Source organism: Streptomyces sp. NPDC002577 (assembly GCF_053594815.1).
Genome location: NZ_JBSFWK010000015.1, coordinates 154,708 through 169,863, shown reverse-complemented (window position 1 = coordinate 169,863; position 15,156 = coordinate 154,708). Strand labels below are relative to the sequence as shown.

The following is a 15,156-nucleotide window of genomic DNA, read 5'->3' as shown; positions in this document are numbered from 1 at the left end:
TTGATAGGCCAGATATGGAAGCCCAGTAATGGGTGGAGTTGACTGGTACTAATAGGCCGAGGGCTTGTCCTCAGTTGCTCGCGTCCACTGTGTTGGTTCTGAAACCACGAACAACCCCGCGTTGCCACAACGTGGTGCGGTTGTCAGTTTCATAGTGTTTCGGTGGTCATAGCGTGAGGGAAACGCCCGGTTACATTCCGAACCCGGAAGCTAAGCCTCACAGCGCCGATGGTACTGCAGGGGGGACCCTGTGGGAGAGTAGGACGCCGCCGAACAAATTTTGAGAAAACCCCCGCACCTTCCGGTGCGGGGGTTTTCTGTTTTTATTGCTTGCGAGTTTATTGCCTTGCGAGGGTGAGTCGTCTCCCCGACCATCAGGGTATGAGTCCCGTCATCCGATCCATACGTTCCGACGAGTGGCCCACGGCCAAGGAGCTGCGGCTCGTTGCGCTCCAGGACCCGGCTGCGCCGCTCGCCTTCCTCGAGACGTACGAGGACGCAGTCGCCAAGCCTGATTCCTTCTGGAAGCAGCGGACAGCCGGCGTCGCCGAAGGCGCCACCGAGGGGCGGCAGTTCATTGCCGAGGCCCCAAACGGCCAATGGGCGGGGACGGTGGTCGTGCTGGTCGAGGAGGCCGGCGCGAAGGATGCGTTCGGGGGTGTGGTCGAGCAGCGGCAGTGCCATCTGGTGGGGGTCTTCGTACGGACCGAGTACCGGGGACGCGGCGTGATCGACGCCCTCTTCGATGCCGCGTTGGAGTGGGCCTGGAGTTTGGGCGTTGAGCAGTCGCGGTTGTTCGTTCATGAGCGGAATGCTCGTGCTGAGAGTTTCTACCGCAGGGCCGGGTTCATGCCGTCGGGCAATACCGTGCCGGTGCCGGGGGATGCGTCTGCTGCCGAGCTGGAGTTCGTGATCAAGCGGCCTTAATGCCCTGACCGGGCCTGTGGCCCGCACACCACGCGGTACACGAACGAGGCGGCGTACTCCGACGAGGTGTCGGTGTACGCCGCCTTCGGGTGGGACGGGGTGGGCTGTCGGGCCCGCGTGCTCATGTCGCTTACTTGGGGTCGCGGTTGAACTGGGCCTTCGACCAGCGGGAGCCGAGGACGGTGAGGCCCACGCACCAGACGATGGCGATCCACCAATTGTTGCCGATCTCGGTGCCGAGGAGGAGTCCGCGCAGGGTTTCGATGGCGGGCGTGAACGGCTGGTACTCGGCGATCGGCTGGAACCAGCCGGGCATGGTGTGCAGGGGGACGAAGGCGCTGGAGATGAGCGGCAGGAGGATCAGCGGCATGGCGTTGTTGCTGGCGGCCTCGGCGTTGGGGCTGCCCATGCCCATGCCGACCGCGATCCAGGTGAATGCCAGGGAGACCAGCGCGAGCAGCCCGAACGCCGCCAGCCATTCCAGGACGGTGGCGTCCGTGGAGCGGAAGCCGATGGCCACGCCGACGGCGCCGACGAGGACCACGCTCATGATGCACTGCAGGACGCTGCCGGCGACGTGCCCGAAGAGCACGGAACCGCGGTGGATCGCCATCGTGCGGAAGCGGGCGATGATGCCCTCGGTCATGTCGTTGGAGACGGAGACCGCGGTGCCGATCGTGGTGGAGCCGATGGTCATCAGCAGGATGCCGGGGACGATGTAGGCGATGTACGCGGAGCGACCCGCGCCGCCGCTCATCGCGTCGCCGAAGATGTAGACGAACAACAGCAGCAGCATGACCGGGGTGAGCAGCAGGTTCAGGGTGAGCGACGGATAGCGGCGGGCGTGCAGGAGGTTGCGGCGCAGCATCGTGGAGGAGTCGCGCACGGCGAGGGAGAGCGAGCTCATCGGGCAGTCTCCTTGGGCTGGTTCGGCTGGTTCGGCTGGTTCTGCTGGTTGGGGATGTCGGCGTCGCCGGTCAGGGCGAAGAAGACGTCGTCGAGGTCGGGGGTGTGCACGGTGAGTTCGTCGGCCTCGATGCCGGCGGCGTCGAGCCAGTCGAGGATGGAGCGCAGTTCGCGCTGGCTGCCGTCGCTGGGGAGCTGCAGGGCGAGGGATTCGTCGTCCCGGGATGCCTCGCTCAGGGCGGAGGCGGCGCTCTGGTACGCGGCCGGGTCGGTGAAGCGGAGGCGGACGTGTCCGCCGGGGATGAGCCGCTTGAGCTCCTCGGCGGTGCCTTCGGCGGCGATCTTGCCGTCGTTCAGCACCGCGATGCGGTCGGCGAGTTCGTCGGCCTCCTCCAGGTACTGGGTGGTGAGGAAGACGGTGACGCCGCCCGTGACGAGTTCGCGGATGATCTGCCACATGTTGTGGCGGGAGCGCGGGTCGAGGCCGGTGGTCGGCTCGTCGAGGAAGATGATCCGCGGTTTGCCGACCAGGGTCATGGCGATGTCGAGGCGGCGCTTCATGCCGCCGGAGTAGGTGGAGGCGGGCTTCTTGGCGGCCTCGACCAGGTCGAAGCGCTCAAGGAGTTCGGCGGTGACCTGCCGTCCCTCGGGCTTGGAGAGGTGGTGCAGGTCCGCCATGAGGAGCATGTTCTCCTCGCCGGTGATTAACCCGTCGACGGCGGAGAACTGCCCGGTGACGCCGATCGCGGCGCGTACGGCCTGCGGGTCGGTGGCGAGATCGTGGCCGCCGACGCGGATCTCGCCGGAGGCGAGGTCGGGGGAGATGAGGGTGGAGAGGATCTTGACGGCGGTGGTCTTGCCGGCGCCGTTCGGGCCGAGCAGGGCGAAGATCGTTCCTTCCGGGACGGCCAGGTCGATGCCGTCGAGGACGGTCTTGTCGCCGTAGGACTTACGCAGCCCGTTCGCCGCGATGGCCACATCGGTCATGAGGAGTGCTCCTTGTGTCGGGGTGCGCGTCAGAGGCTGCGGGCGGTGATGTCGCCGTGGGCGGTGCTCGCGTGGATGTCGAGTTCGGCGGTGCCATCGTTCTTGAGGGCGTTGCTGATGCGGCCGTTGGTGGTGCCGGCGTCCAGGGCAGCCGAGACGCCGGCAGCGGCGCCGACCGAGATGTCGCCGGACTGGGTGCGGAGCACGACCGTGCCGCGCACGGCCTCGGCGATCCGGATGTCGCCCCTTGCGGTGCTGATCTCCGTGGGGCCGCCCAGCCGGCCGACCTCGACGTCGCCGTCGATCGCGGTGAGGCGGACGCTCGCGGCCTCGTCGATCTTGATCTGGCGGTACGCGCCTTCGAAGGCGACGTCGCCGAGCCGTCCCACGCCCCGCAGTTCTGCGGCGGCGGCCTTGGCCTCGATGCGGGAGCCGGCCGGCAGCTGGACGGTGACCTCGACGGACCCGGAGTTGCCGAGGATCCGGTTCTTCGCCTCCGGGGCCTCGATCCGCAGGACGCCGTCGCTGTAGGCGACCTCGATCTGCTCCGCCGCCTTCACGTCGCGGCTCTTGGCAGCGTCGGAGGGCAGGACCTCGACCGTGGTGTCGGTGCGGTCGGCGGCGATGAACTGGATGCGTCCGGCGGGGATGTCCAGGACGGCGGTCACCGGGGCGGAGGTGTCGAACTTCTGCATCGCTTGCTCCTTCATCTGCTCGGCGGGCCCCTTCCGGCCCGTCGTTTCTGATGACGGAAACGCTACGTTGCATTCGATGCCCTGGCAACAAGCTTGTAGCGCGAAATCCCCATCAACACAGGTGAATGCCGGGATTTCGTTGCAACGGTTCTAAATCTAATGCAACAATCCTCACCTCGGTTCGTTGCAATGGATTGGAAATGAACGCTATGCTGAGGCCGCCACGTACCTCGCACCACGAAGGAGATCGCGATGCCGGGAGGCAGGCTCACCCAGCAGGAGCGCCAGCAGATCGCGCTGGGACTGGCCGACGGCCTCGCCTACGCGGAGATCGCCAGACGCCTGGAGCGCCCGACCTCGACCGTCACCCGTGAGGTGATGCGCAACGGCGGTCCCACCGGCTATCGCGCCGACCTCGCCCACCGCGCCACCGAACACCGCGCCCACCGCCGCAGGCAGGCCGCGCCCCGGGGCGCGAACACACCCGCGCTGCCCCACGGACGCGACGCAGAGGCCGTGCGCGAGTACGAGGAGGCGTTCACCACCGTCTTCATGTCACAGGGCCTGCCCAAGATGGCGTCCCGGGTGCTGGTCTGCATCTACACCACAGACGCGGGCAGCCTCACCGCGTCCGAACTCGTCCAGCGCCTCCAGGTCAGCCCGGCGACCATCTCCAAAACGATCGCGCTCCTCGAGAACATGGGCCTCATTCGCAGGGAACGCGACGAACGCCGCCGCGAACGCTACGTCGTCGACAACGACGTCTGGTACGAGGGCATGATCGCCAGCGCCCGGTCCCACACTCAGCTTGCCGCGACCGCACGGCAGGGTGTCAGCCTCCTCGGCCCCGATACCCCGGCCGCCGTCCGCCTCGAGAACATCGCCCGCTTCGTCGACTTCGTCGGCGAGAGCATGATCCGCGCCGCGGAGCAGGCCCGCGACGTCCTCTACACGAAACCCGAAACGACCTCAGGCGGCACTGCCACGCCCAGTTCAGATCGCGGGTAGTTCGTGCTGCGGCCACCTGGCGCGGGCCTGTTCGCGGGAGCGGAGGAGGGCCAGGGTGGGGAGGCCCTGGGCCGGGCCTGTGGTCAGGAGGTCCGGCAGCTGGGGCAGGGGGGCCACCGCGGCTACGTCGTCCAGGACCAGGGTGAGTGGTGGGTCGAGCCGACCGGAGGATGACCGTTCGGCCATGCGCCGGCCGTGCTCGACCACGTTTGAGGTCAGGGCGGTGAGCAGCGGCATCGCTCCCGGGTTCGTCTTCGGGTCCTCGATCGATTCACCCACCACGTAAAGCGTGCCCCCTTCGTTCGCAAAGGAATCCAGGACAAGGGCATCAGTTCGGTTTGGGGTGCAGGACTCGCGGACGTTGACCGTGAAGAGCGAGGAGAGGGCTCTGGCCGTCAACTCCTGGGCGATGTCACGGCGTTCCGGGTGGGAGGTCAGGGCTGCTTCCAGTTCGCCCGCTGTGCCCGGTGCGGCCTTGGGGTTCGTACGCAGGGTGCGTACGGCCTCGTGTACCTGGGTGCCCTGGGCCCAGCGGTGTACCTGTCTGAACTGGCGGCCGTCCACGGCCGCAGCGTGCAGGAAGCTTCGGAGTAGCGTTTCCGCGGTGTCTGCGACCGCGGCGTCCAGTTTGGAGGAGGGGCGGACCGGGGCGAGGAGGGCGGCTGCTCGTTGGGCTGCGATCGTCTTGTCCTCGCAGCCGGTGCTGGGGGACCAGTGGAGGCGGGCCGGGGTGTCGCACAGGTGGGAGGGGTCGTAGAGGAGGACCGGGCCCAACTTGGCGCGGGCGTCCTTCGTTTCCGCCCATAGGGCGGGGTTCGACGTGACGACCAGGGCTGCGCCCTCGGCGTCTCGTACTGCCTGGGTGGCGGTGCGGTGTCTGGTTTCGGCGGGGGCGAACTGTACGGGGCCCTGGGGTGCGGGTTCTGGTGCGGGTGCGGGTGTTTGGGGTGCGGGTTCCGCCGGTGCGGGTTCCGCTGTGCCCACCCTCCCCCACTCTCGGCTTCGCTCGAGCGGGGGGACCCCCATCGCCCCAGCGGAACGACTGCCCACAGCGGCGGAGGCGGCGTCCACAGCGGGGGAGCCGGCGCCCACGGCGGGGGAGCCGGTGCCCACAGCGGCAGAGGCGGCACCCACAGCGGCGGAGGCCGCCGACCGTCTTGCCCTCCAGCGTGCCACCACCCCTATCACGAACACCGTCAGGACGATCAGGATCATCAGCTGGCCGATCAACAGGCCCCAGAACAGGCCGTAGCCCGACAGCTGTTCCGGTGGGGTGTTCGGCCAGGCGCCCGGTACGTCATGCGGCTGGGCGATCAAGTGGTGCATCGCGACCGGGGTGTGGGTGACCGTCACATTGCGGGGCCAGGAGCCGTGGGCGCAGAAGCCCGCCAGCCCGGTCGCCGACCACACCAGCAGCGTCATGCCCAGGAGGAAGACGAGGACGCCGATCAGCAGGCCGTCAGGGATGCCGCGCTGCTCAGGACGGCCTCCCCGGTTGCCTGGGCCTCCCCGGTCCTCCCATCCCTCCCGGCCTTTCTCGCGGTACTGCTGTCCCGCTCCCACGTCACGCCACCGTGGAGTCGTTCATCTGTTTCATCTGCTGCTCCATGAACGCGGCCCGCTCCTCCGCCTCCAGTTCGGCTGCGTGCAGGGCGTCGTCGGACAGGTCGGCGGACGACTCGGTCATCGCGCGGTCCGTGAAGACCAGCGGGCGTTCCGTCTCCGTGACCAGGTGTTTGACGACCTGGACGTTGCCGTTGACGTCCCAGACCGCGATGCCGGGTGAGAGGGTCGGGATGATCTCCACCGCCCATCGCGGCAGGCCGAGCACTCGGCCCGTCGCCCGCGCCTCGTCGGCCTTCTGGGCGTAGACCGTCCGGGTCGACGCCATCTTCAGGATCGCCGCCGCCTCCTTGGCGGCCGCGCCGTCCACCACGTCGCTCAGGTGGTGCACGACCGCCACGAACGACAGGCCGAGCCGCCGCCCGAACTTCAGCAGGCGCTGGAACAGCTGCGCCACGAAGGGCGAGGCGATGATGTGCCAGGCCTCCTCGACCAGGAAGATGCGTTTCTTCCGGTCGGGGCGGATCCACGTGTGCTCCAGCCACACGCCCACGATCGCCATCAGGATCGGCATGGCGATCGAGTTGCGGTCGATGTGGGACAGGTCGAAGACGATCAGCGGGGCGTCCAGGTCGATGCCGACCGTCGTCGGCCCGTCGAACATGCCGCGCAGGTCGCCGTCCACCAGCCGGTCCAGGACCAGGGCGACGTCCAGGCCCCAGGCCCGTACGTCCTCTATGGCGACGTTCATCGCCTCGGCCGACTCCGGCTCGGGGTGGCGGAGTTGCTCGACGATGTCGGTCAGGACGGGCTGGCGCTCGACGATCGTCTCGTTGACGTACGAGTGCGCGACCTTCAGCGCGAAGCCGGACCGCTCGTCGAGACCGTGCCCCATGGCGACCTCGATGATGGTCCTGAGCAGCGCGAGCTGCCCGGTCGTCGTGATCGCCGGGTCCAGCGGGTTGAGGCGGATGCCGGTGTCCAGGGCGGCCATCGGGTCGAGCCGGATCGGAGTGATCCCCAGCTCCTCGGCGATGAGGTTCCATTCGCCCACGCCGTCCTCGCCCTGCGCGTCCAGGACGACGACCTGCCGGTCGCGGAACCTCAGCTGCCGCAGGACGTACGTCTTCTCCAGCGCGGACTTGCCGTTGCCCGACTCGCCGAGCACCAGCCAGTGCGGGGCCGGCAACTGCTGCCCGTACAGCTGGAAGGGGTCGTAGATGTAGCCCTTGCCCGAGTAGACCTCGCGGCCGATGATCACGCCGGAGTCGCCGAGGCCGGGTGCGGCCGTCGGCAGGTAGACCGCCTGGGCCTGCCCCGTCGACGTACGCACGGGCAGCCGGGTCGTCTCGACCTTCCCGAAGAGGAAGGACGTGAAGGCTTCGGTGAGGACGGACAGCGGATCCCGCATGAGTTCAGCCCTACCTTCGGATGCCGGTCGCGAACGGGAGCGTGTTGACGAAGGCCCTGTGGTGCTCGCGGTCGCACCACTCCAGCTTCAGATACGACTTCCCGGCCGAGGCCCGGATGGTCCGCTTGTCGCGCGCCAGCGCCTCGGGCGTGCGGGAGGACACGGTGATGTAGCCGACGAGGTTGACGCCGGCCGCGCCGCTCGCCAGGTCCTCGCCGCGCTGGTCGAGGCGCGAGTGGGCGGCGATGTCGCGCGGGTCCACGGTCCGGTTCATCTTGGCGGCGCGGCTGGCCTCCGCCACGTCGTTGGTCTTCTCGGTCAGCATCCGCTCGATGGCGACCTCCGTGGGCTCCAGGTCCATCGTGACGGCCACGGTACGGATCACGTCCGGGGTGTGGACGAGCAGCGGCGCCAGGAAGTTGACGCCCACCGGCGTCATCGGCCACTCCTTCACCCAGGCCGTGGCGTGGCACCAGGGCGCGCGGCTCGCCGACTCCCGCGTCTTGGCCTGCAGATACGTCGGTTCCATCGCGTCCAGCTCGGCCGGCCAGGCGTTCCGCTTCGTCATCGCCTGGATGTGGTCGATCGGATGGTCCGGGTCGTACATGGAGTGGACGAGCGAGGCGAGCCGGCCCTGGCCGAGCGGCTGGCGAACGCGGATGTCGGCCTCCTGGAGCCGTGAGCAGATGTCGGTCAGCTCGCGCGCCATGACCACCGCGAGCCCGGCGTCCCGGTCGAGCTTCTTGCCGCCCCCCGGCCGGGCGGCGCGCGCCATCGCCTGCGCCTCGGCGGCCAGCTCCCGGGTGTAGTGCATGCAGGCGACCAGATACGCCCGGTGCTGCTCGCTGCTCGTCGACACCATGGACTGCAGCTGGTCGTACGACTGCTGGAGCCAGCCCGGCGCCCGCTCGTCGCCGCGCACCGCGACGTCCTTGGCGTGCGCGTCCGGGTCGGCTGGCAGCGTACGGGCGAGCATCTGCAGGCGCGTCACGAAGCCGTCGCCGTTCGCGACGTGCTTCAGCAGCGTCCCGAACCGGTCGACCAGCGCCTCCTGGTCCTCGCTGTCCCGCAGGCCCACGCCCGGGCCCTCGATCTCGATGGCGGCCGTGACCGTACGCCGGTCCGCGTGCAGCAGTACGGCGATCTCGTCAGGACCGAAGGGCGCGGCCAGCCAGCTGATACGGCCGATCCCGGGCGGCGGCCCGACCTCGACCTCACGGCCGTCCATACGCGTGCCGGCCTCCATGGACCCCGACCGGTAGGCGACGCCCTGCCGCAGCGTCCGCTTGTACGAACGGTTGATCTCGAACCACTTGTAGAACGTGCGCCGCTTGTACGGGACGTAGACGGCGGCCAGCGCGAGCAGCGGGAAGCCCATCAGCAGCACGATCCGCATGCTGAGGACGGGGACGAGGAGTCCGCACATCATCCCGAGGAACGCGCCCGCGATGATCAGCGCGATCTCGCCCGTCTCCCGGTTCCTGCCGACGATCGCGTTCGGCCGGGCGCGGCCGATCAGATACGTACGGCGGGGCGTGACCGGATGGGACAGGTGAGACGCATGGGAATCAGTTGTCAACGCCCTTCACCTCCCGTGCGGTTGGTACGTCCGGAGCTGCTCGCGGCGGGTCCGGCGGTGCGGGTGTTGCTTGCGTGCGGGGTGTTGACCGGGCTGGTCCGGGGCGGGGGTGCGGCGGAGGGGACAGATCCGCCGCCGCCCGTGCCGGTGGCCGACCCACGCGTGCCGTGTGCGGCCACCCCTCCACTCGCCGGGTTCGCGGGGCGCGGCTGGCTGCTGCCGCCCCCGCCGCCGTCCTCCGCCCGGCCGCGGGCGCTGTGGGTCTTGATGCCCTGGGACACGAGGGCGGCGGGGGAACTGATGACCGCGGCCGCCTTGTTCTCGGCACCCTGCATGATGCGGTTGTTGCGGGAGTTCGCGATCTCGTCGCCGAAGCCCGGTACGAACCGGTAGATCATCGCGCTCGCGAAGATGGCCAGCAGGATGATGGCGAGGCCGGACACGACGGCCGCGAGCGAGTCCGGACCGTCGGACGTGGTCAGTGCTCCGGCGAGCCCGAGCACGATGACGATCACGGGCTTCACCAGGATCACCGCGATCATGATTCCCGCCCAGCGGCGGACATGGCCCCAGAGGTTCTTGTCGACGAGCCCTGCGTAGACCACGACGCCGAGCAACGCACCGACGTACAGGAGCACGGCCCGCAGATACAGCTCCAGATAGAGCACGCCGGCGGCGAGGATGGAGATCAGCGACACCAGGATCAGCATGATCGGGCCGCCGCCGATGTCGGTGCCCTTGCTGAGAGCCTCGGAGAACGTCCCGAAGAACGTGTCCGTCTGGTCGCCGGTGGCATTGGCCAGCACGTCGCTGACGCCGTCGGTCGCGGAGACGACGGTGTAGAGGATCAGCGGCGTGAACGCGGACGACAGGACGGTGAGCCAGAGGAAGCCGACAGCTTCGCTCAGGGCGGTGGTGAACGGCACACCGCGCACGGCACGCTTCGCCACCGCCAGCAGCCACAGGACCAGGGTCAGGATGCTCGACGCCGCGAAGACGATGGCGTACTGCTGCAGGAACTTCGGGTTCGTGAAGTCGACGTTGGCCGTCTCCTTGATGGCGTCGGACAGCACGTCGACGGTCCAGGAGGCGGCTTTGGCACAGCCCTTTGCGAGGGAGGAGAGGGGGTCGAGGGTGGAGGTGAGGGGGTCGGTGGTGGAGACGCCTCCGCCGCCGGTGGAGCCGCCGTCGCGTTCGCAGTAGTTCTTGGCGGGGCCGACGATGAGGTCGCAGTTGTCGTCGGACGGCTTCGGTGTGGGTGCCGCGACGGCACGCGCGGCGAACAGGAGGACTGCGGCCTGTGCGGCGGCCAAAGCGCCGGTGACCTTGATCATGCGCTGGGAGTTACCGGGCATACGTGAACCCTCCGTACTCCTCGACGGCCTTCGCGATCTCGTCGGACGGGGACACCTTGTTGTCGCCGTTCACGGGGGCCGGTCCCTCCTTCTGCGAGAAGCTCCCGACCTTCCAGTCGCCGTCGGTCCACTTGAGCTGGAGCGTCATCGTGAACCAGTCGCTGGTGACGGGGTTGGTCGAGTCCTCACCGGCGGTGCCGAAGATGCCCGTGCACCAGACCTCCACGGTCGCGGTGCTGTCCGAGTACTTCGTGACCTTGGTGCCGACCGGCATGGTGCGCGAGACGTACGTCTGGCCCGCGGCCGCGTTGCCGTTCTCGTCCAGGCCGACCTTCGCCAGGAAGTCCTTCGAGTACGCCTTGTCGAACTTCGCCTCGAGTTCGGACACCTTGTCGGCGACGAACACGGCCTTGACGATCTCGCTACGCCGGGCCGGCTTGAGGATGTCGGCAGACACCAGGACCACGGCATAATTCGCCGCCGCCGACTGCGCCCCCTCCCGATCACGCCCAAACCCCGAAGGAACCCCGCCGTCCTTGGCGCTGACAGGCTTCTGCCCGGACGCGGCCGTAGGCGCCGCGTCCGCTCTGTCCCCGCTCCCCGCAGAGGAGTCGCCCCCGCCCCCGTCCCCGCCGCCACGGTTCGCGAAAGCGATCGCTGCGATCAAAAGGACCACCACGCCGACGATCGTGATGAGGCTTCGCGAGGAGGAGCGGCCGGGGCGGCGCGCGCCGCCGTAGATGTCGCCGCGTCGCTCGGGGAGACGGGTCCGGGTCTGGCCCGAGCCGCCGAAGTCGTCGTCCGCGCGTGCGGAGCGTCCGAAGTCGTCGTAATGGTGCTCGTCGCCGAGACTCATGCCGCGTCAGCCCCCTCAGGCTCGTGCAGAACCGCGTAGTACGACGGTAGCCCTGCCGGTCCCCAAGTGGACGCGGTGTGGTGACTCGACATCAGCAATGCCACGGACATCTGGGACATCAGGGAAACGCAACCTCAGCCGGTGGGCGCGACGGACGGGTGGGTTAGGTGGGAGGGCCGGGCGCACCCGGACGACTGACGGAGCGTTGGGGGCCGCGGTGCCGGTCGGGGGCCGGACGCGGCCGCAGCTAGACGGCCATGCCGTACACGATGGTGAAGAGCGTGCCCAGCGATCCGATGATGAATACCCCGGTCAGGCCCGCGATGATGAGGCCCTTGCCCTGCTCCGCGCTGAAGGTGTCGCGCAGGGCCGTGGCGCCGATTCTCTGCTTGGCGGCGCCCCAGATCGCGATGCCGAGACAGAGCAGGATGGCGACCGCCATCACGACCTCGACCATCACCCGTGCTTCGTTGCCCAGGCTCCCGAAGGGCCCCCAGTCCGGGGCGATCCCGCCGATGATGGTGGTGATGTCGCCCTTTTCGGCTGCCATAAGCATGTAACTCACCGCCCCTGTATGGGTTGTTCCGCACCCCCTGCCAGTGCGCGCAGAGGTCCAGCCTCATTCTTGCCGACGATGGCGCTGTCGGATGTCGACTTGGCGCCATTGATTGGCGGGTTTCGTACGGATCTCCGGCTGCCGGCCCCCGCGAGCCCCTCGCGGGGGGAGTAGGGCGGTATACGAAGGTACGTATGGTCACTCTGTGTATCACGAGGGTTGACCTCGGGCAATGATGGCCGGTCGGTGGCACCTCGTCACACGACCGGCGCCCCTGGGGCGTCCAGGGGCGCAAGGGAGCAAGGCGGCGCGGGCCGAGCGGACGGCACGGCGGTGAGGGCGCGTCAGAAACCCTCAGCGCGCGTCAGGCCGTCGAGGACGGCAGGCCGAATCCGCTCTCGACGACGTACGTGCACTGCGTGTAGGTGTAGCCGGGCTCGATCTTGCTTCCGTCGGCATAGGACTGTGCGTACGCGCTGTCGCCGTCGTCCGAGTACTTGACCAGGAAGTGGTAGTTGCCGGAGGGCAGGCGGAGCGTGGTCTTCGGGTAGTTCACGCTGCTGTCCTTGCAGGCCGACAGGTTGCCCGCCGCGTAGCTGGAGTACGTCTTGCACTTCCCGCAGGCTCCGAGGTGGAGCGTCCCGGTGACGGGGCCTGTGTAGAGGATCTCGACCGCGCTCGGGGCGTCGTTGCTGAACTCCACCGGCATCCGGACGCCACCCGGGCTGCTGGACGGCGGCAGGTTCTTGCCCGCGGCCGGGCGCTCCGTCGCGATCTCGGCGGCGATGGCGATCTGCCGGGCCCTCTTCGCTTTCTTGTTCCCCTTGTACGTGTCGGCGAAGTCGTACAGCGTCTTGCTCGCGTCCTCGAACTCGCCGTCCTTGAACTCGTCGACCCCGCAGGCGTAGACGCCGGACTCCACCGCGCTGTCGGCGTCCTTGCGCAGCCCGTCGCCCGGATCGTCCGGGAACCCGTCCGCCGTCTCGCCGATCTGGCGCAGCGCATCGGTGACCGTGCAGGGGTCGTTCCCGTTCAGGGCCGCGGAGCGCTCCTCTATCTCGTTCTGCACGGCAGGCCCGACCTTCGCGGCCTGCTCGGACTCGGGGAACGTCCGCAGCAGCTCGCCCAGCTCACCGCCGTTCGATCCCGAGTCCGCGCCGAGCCGGGAGACGCCGCATTCGTAGAGCGAGGTGGCCAGCCGGTCGTCGGGCCAGCCGGCCAGGGAGCCGAGCCGGTCCTTGCCCATGGTCTTGGGCAGCGTCCGCAGATACGTCAGCGGCTCGACGGCGTCGCAGTACTCCTTCTTGCCGTACGGGGTCGCGACCGCCTCGTAATACGCCTTCAGGCGGTCCGGTACGAGCTTCGCCGCCCGCGAGTCCGGGTGGTCGTCGCTGAGCGCCCGGTACCCGGCCAGCGCCGACCGGTAGTCCTTCTCCGCGCCCGAGAAGTCCCTCTCGGACGCCGCCGCGACCAGCTTGTCCGTCTTGGCGAGCCGGTCGAGCAGCATCTGCTCGATCGCATCGTCGCGCGCCGAGTCGTACGCCACCGCGCCGCCCGCCGGAACCGCGAGGAGCACCAGGCCCAGTACGGCCGCCAAGGGGGCGCTCAGCGCCGGGCGCAGGGGCGTACGGAGCGCGGTGCGCGCCCCGTCGGCCGCGGCGACCACCACCACGACGGCGTACCCGACGAGGGCCCCGCCCGGTACGCCGTCGATGTCCGCGGGCAGCGCGACCAGCAGCAGGACCGCCGTCGCCGCCCAGCATGCGACGGCCCGCAGCCAGCGGCCCAGCAGTACGTAGCCGAGGCCGAGGCCCGTGAGGTTGAGCAGGCCGACCGCGACGGCCCGCCAGGGGTCGGGGTCGGCGAGCGGCATCCCGACCGTCGGCGGTTGCTGCGGTGGTGGCGGTACGGTCCACCCTGCGTTGTTGCCGCTGTCGTACGGTCCCCAAGCGCCCATTTTCGGCTCCCCCCAGCCGTCTTTATGTGAGCCCTACGATCCGCCGAGACGGGGGGTCCGTCAATCGGTTACGACGCCCTCCACGAAGTGGTCGAACTCGCCTGCCTGGACGCCCAGTACGAAGGCGTCCCACTTCTTCTGCGTCGTCGTCACCACGTTGTCCGGGTCGCTGGTCTCGCGGAGGTAGACGGCATCGTCCTCGCCGAAGGCGATCTCGATCCAGGGGCCGGGGCCGACGGCGTCTTCCGGGGCGGCGCGGACCCAGTCGAGGTTGGGGGGTACGTCAGCCACGGGTTCGGTTCTCCTTGAGTACGTGGATGAGGGCGCCGAAGGCGCGGGGGGTGGTCGCGAGTATGGCTTGGTCGGGGTCGCTGCTTTCGGTCAGGTGGAGCCTTCCGGTGGCGGCGGCGACGTGTACGCAGGAGTTGCCCTGAGCGCAGTACGACGACTTCTGCCAATTGAGCTTGGGCATCTTGGTTTCCTTCACAGGTCCTGGATGACTTTGTGGATGAAGTCCCGCGACTCCTCGGGGGACAGCGCCGTGGCCTCCATACGGTCGAGCAGGACCTGGTACTTGTCGAGCTGGGCCTCGGCATCGAGGAACATGGGGCCGTGGGACTGGTCGAGATTGACGGTGTCCAGTTGCGGCACCGCGCCCTTGGCGTAGTAGATCGACTGGCCTGAGCCGGGGAAAGCTCCGGCGCTGAACGGGATGACATGGATCGTGACGTGGTCCCGTTCGCTCATGTCCAGGAGGTGCTTGAGCTGGGCTCGGGTGACTGTGGGACCACCGAACTGCATGCGCAGAGCGGCCTCGTGGACGATGGCCTGGTGGGGTGTCGGCGAGTCCTGGAAGAGCACGGCCTGCCGCTTGATCCGGAACGACACCCGGTGCTCGATGTCCGGAGGTGAAAGCTCCGGTACGTCCTGCCGGAAGATCTCGCGGGCGTAGTCCGTGGTCTGGAAGAGGCCCGGGACGTGCACAGTGACGGCTGAGCGCAACAGCGTGGCGTGGTGCTCGACCTCGGCGAGGTCCAGGAGTGCTGCAGGGAGGATCTCCCGGTACTCCTCCCACCAGCCTCGCTTGCGGCTGCTGGCCATCTCGGCGAGCGCATCGACGAGAGCCTTGTCCGAACAGTCGTAGTGGCAGGCCAGCGTATGGACCCGCTCCGGGCTCACACCAAGCCGTCCGGATTCCATGTTGCTGATCTGGTTCTGCTGCTTGAGGCCGAGCAGTTGACTGGCCTGGGTGGAGGTCAGGCCGGCGCGCTCACGAAGTTTGCGCAGCTCTGTGCCCAGTCGGAGTTGACGACCCGTCGGGTTGTTCCTCATGGGCGAGCCCGCCCTCCTTGTTCT

15 protein-coding genes and 1 rRNA gene are annotated in these 15,156 nt (G+C 68.7%); 3 read left to right on the top strand and 13 right to left on the bottom strand.

What is annotated here, in order from left to right; translation table 11 throughout:
• Positions 1–158 precede the first annotated feature (158 nt).
• Positions 159–275 (top strand): 5S ribosomal RNA (gene rrf, locus ACWD4J_RS21460).
• 106 nt (positions 276–381) lie between these two features.
• On the top strand, positions 382–927 hold the full coding sequence (locus ACWD4J_RS21455; protein WP_451396988.1) for a GNAT family N-acetyltransferase: 546 nt from the start codon (positions 382–384) through the stop codon (positions 925–927).
• Between the two features lie 130 nt (positions 928–1,057).
• On the opposite strand, the gene ACWD4J_RS21450 is transcribed toward ACWD4J_RS21455, so the two are convergent.
• The 3 genes from ACWD4J_RS21450 to ACWD4J_RS21440 are packed head-to-tail and all read right to left on the bottom strand — an operon-like array spanning position 1,058 to position 3,515.
• Positions 1,058–1,834 carry an ABC transporter permease gene (locus tag ACWD4J_RS21450; RefSeq protein WP_451396987.1) on the bottom strand — a complete coding sequence of 259 codons (777 nt, stop codon included), beginning with the start codon at positions 1,832–1,834 and terminating at the stop codon, positions 1,058–1,060.
• Positions 1,831–2,820, bottom strand: coding sequence for an ATP-binding cassette domain-containing protein (locus tag ACWD4J_RS21445; RefSeq protein ID WP_451396986.1), 990 nt, complete (start codon positions 2,818–2,820; stop codon positions 1,831–1,833). The genes ACWD4J_RS21450 and ACWD4J_RS21445 overlap by 4 nt, the downstream gene beginning before the upstream one ends.
• 29 nt (positions 2,821–2,849) lie before the next feature.
• Positions 2,850–3,515, bottom strand: a complete 666-nt coding sequence (locus ACWD4J_RS21440) for a DUF4097 family beta strand repeat-containing protein (protein ID WP_451396985.1) — start codon at positions 3,513–3,515, stop codon at positions 2,850–2,852.
• A 252-nt stretch (positions 3,516–3,767) separates the two neighbouring features.
• Here ACWD4J_RS21440 and ACWD4J_RS21435 point away from each other — a divergent pair, with 252 nt between their 5' ends.
• A complete protein-coding gene (locus tag ACWD4J_RS21435; protein ID WP_451396984.1) occupies positions 3,768–4,523 on the top strand; it encodes a helix-turn-helix domain-containing protein in 756 nt (251 codons plus the stop codon).
• Here ACWD4J_RS21435 and ACWD4J_RS21430 read toward each other — a convergent pair.
• The 10 genes from ACWD4J_RS21430 to ACWD4J_RS21385 form a co-directional block, all read right to left on the bottom strand.
• A complete protein-coding gene (locus tag ACWD4J_RS21430; RefSeq protein WP_451396983.1) occupies positions 4,509–6,086 on the bottom strand; it encodes a type IV secretory system conjugative DNA transfer family protein in 1,578 nt (525 codons plus the stop codon). The genes ACWD4J_RS21435 and ACWD4J_RS21430 overlap by 15 nt on opposite strands.
• A 1-nt stretch (position 6,087) precedes the next feature.
• The gene (locus tag ACWD4J_RS21425) at positions 6,088–7,497 is read right to left on the bottom strand and encodes an ATP-binding protein (protein ID WP_451396982.1); all 1,410 of its coding nucleotides are present in this window, start codon (positions 7,495–7,497) and stop codon (positions 6,088–6,090) included.
• 10 nt (positions 7,498–7,507) lie between these two features.
• Positions 7,508–9,049 (bottom strand): SCO6880 family protein, encoded by a 1,542-nt coding sequence (locus tag ACWD4J_RS21420; protein ID WP_451396997.1) that lies wholly within the window; start codon positions 9,047–9,049, stop codon positions 7,508–7,510.
• Positions 9,050–9,072: 23 nt separating this feature from the next.
• On the bottom strand, positions 9,073–10,431 hold the full coding sequence (locus tag ACWD4J_RS21415; protein ID WP_451396981.1) for a hypothetical protein: 1,359 nt from the start codon (positions 10,429–10,431) through the stop codon (positions 9,073–9,075).
• Entirely contained in the window at positions 10,421–11,287 is an 867-nt protein-coding gene (locus tag ACWD4J_RS21410; protein WP_451396980.1) for a hypothetical protein, read from the bottom strand. The genes ACWD4J_RS21415 and ACWD4J_RS21410 overlap by 11 nt, the downstream gene beginning before the upstream one ends.
• Positions 11,288–11,534: 247 nt before the next feature.
• Positions 11,535–11,843: a hypothetical protein gene (locus tag ACWD4J_RS21405; RefSeq protein WP_351304906.1), complete on the bottom strand. Its 309-nt coding sequence runs from the start codon at positions 11,841–11,843 to the stop codon at positions 11,535–11,537.
• Between the two features lie 364 nt (positions 11,844–12,207).
• Positions 12,208–13,800, bottom strand: a complete 1,593-nt coding sequence (locus ACWD4J_RS21400; RefSeq protein WP_451396979.1) for a hypothetical protein — start codon at positions 13,798–13,800, stop codon at positions 12,208–12,210.
• Positions 13,801–13,860: 60 nt separating this feature from the next.
• Entirely contained in the window at positions 13,861–14,091 is a 231-nt protein-coding gene (locus ACWD4J_RS21395) for a DUF397 domain-containing protein (RefSeq protein ID WP_451396978.1), read from the bottom strand.
• Complete coding sequence (locus ACWD4J_RS21390; protein WP_451396977.1) at positions 14,084–14,272, bottom strand: DUF397 domain-containing protein; 189 nt, start codon at positions 14,270–14,272, stop codon at positions 14,084–14,086. The genes ACWD4J_RS21395 and ACWD4J_RS21390 overlap by 8 nt, the downstream gene beginning before the upstream one ends.
• An 11-nt stretch (positions 14,273–14,283) precedes the next feature.
• Positions 14,284–15,132 (bottom strand): helix-turn-helix domain-containing protein, encoded by an 849-nt coding sequence (locus ACWD4J_RS21385; RefSeq protein ID WP_451396976.1) that lies wholly within the window; start codon positions 15,130–15,132, stop codon positions 14,284–14,286.
• Positions 15,133–15,156: the final 24 nt, after the last annotated feature.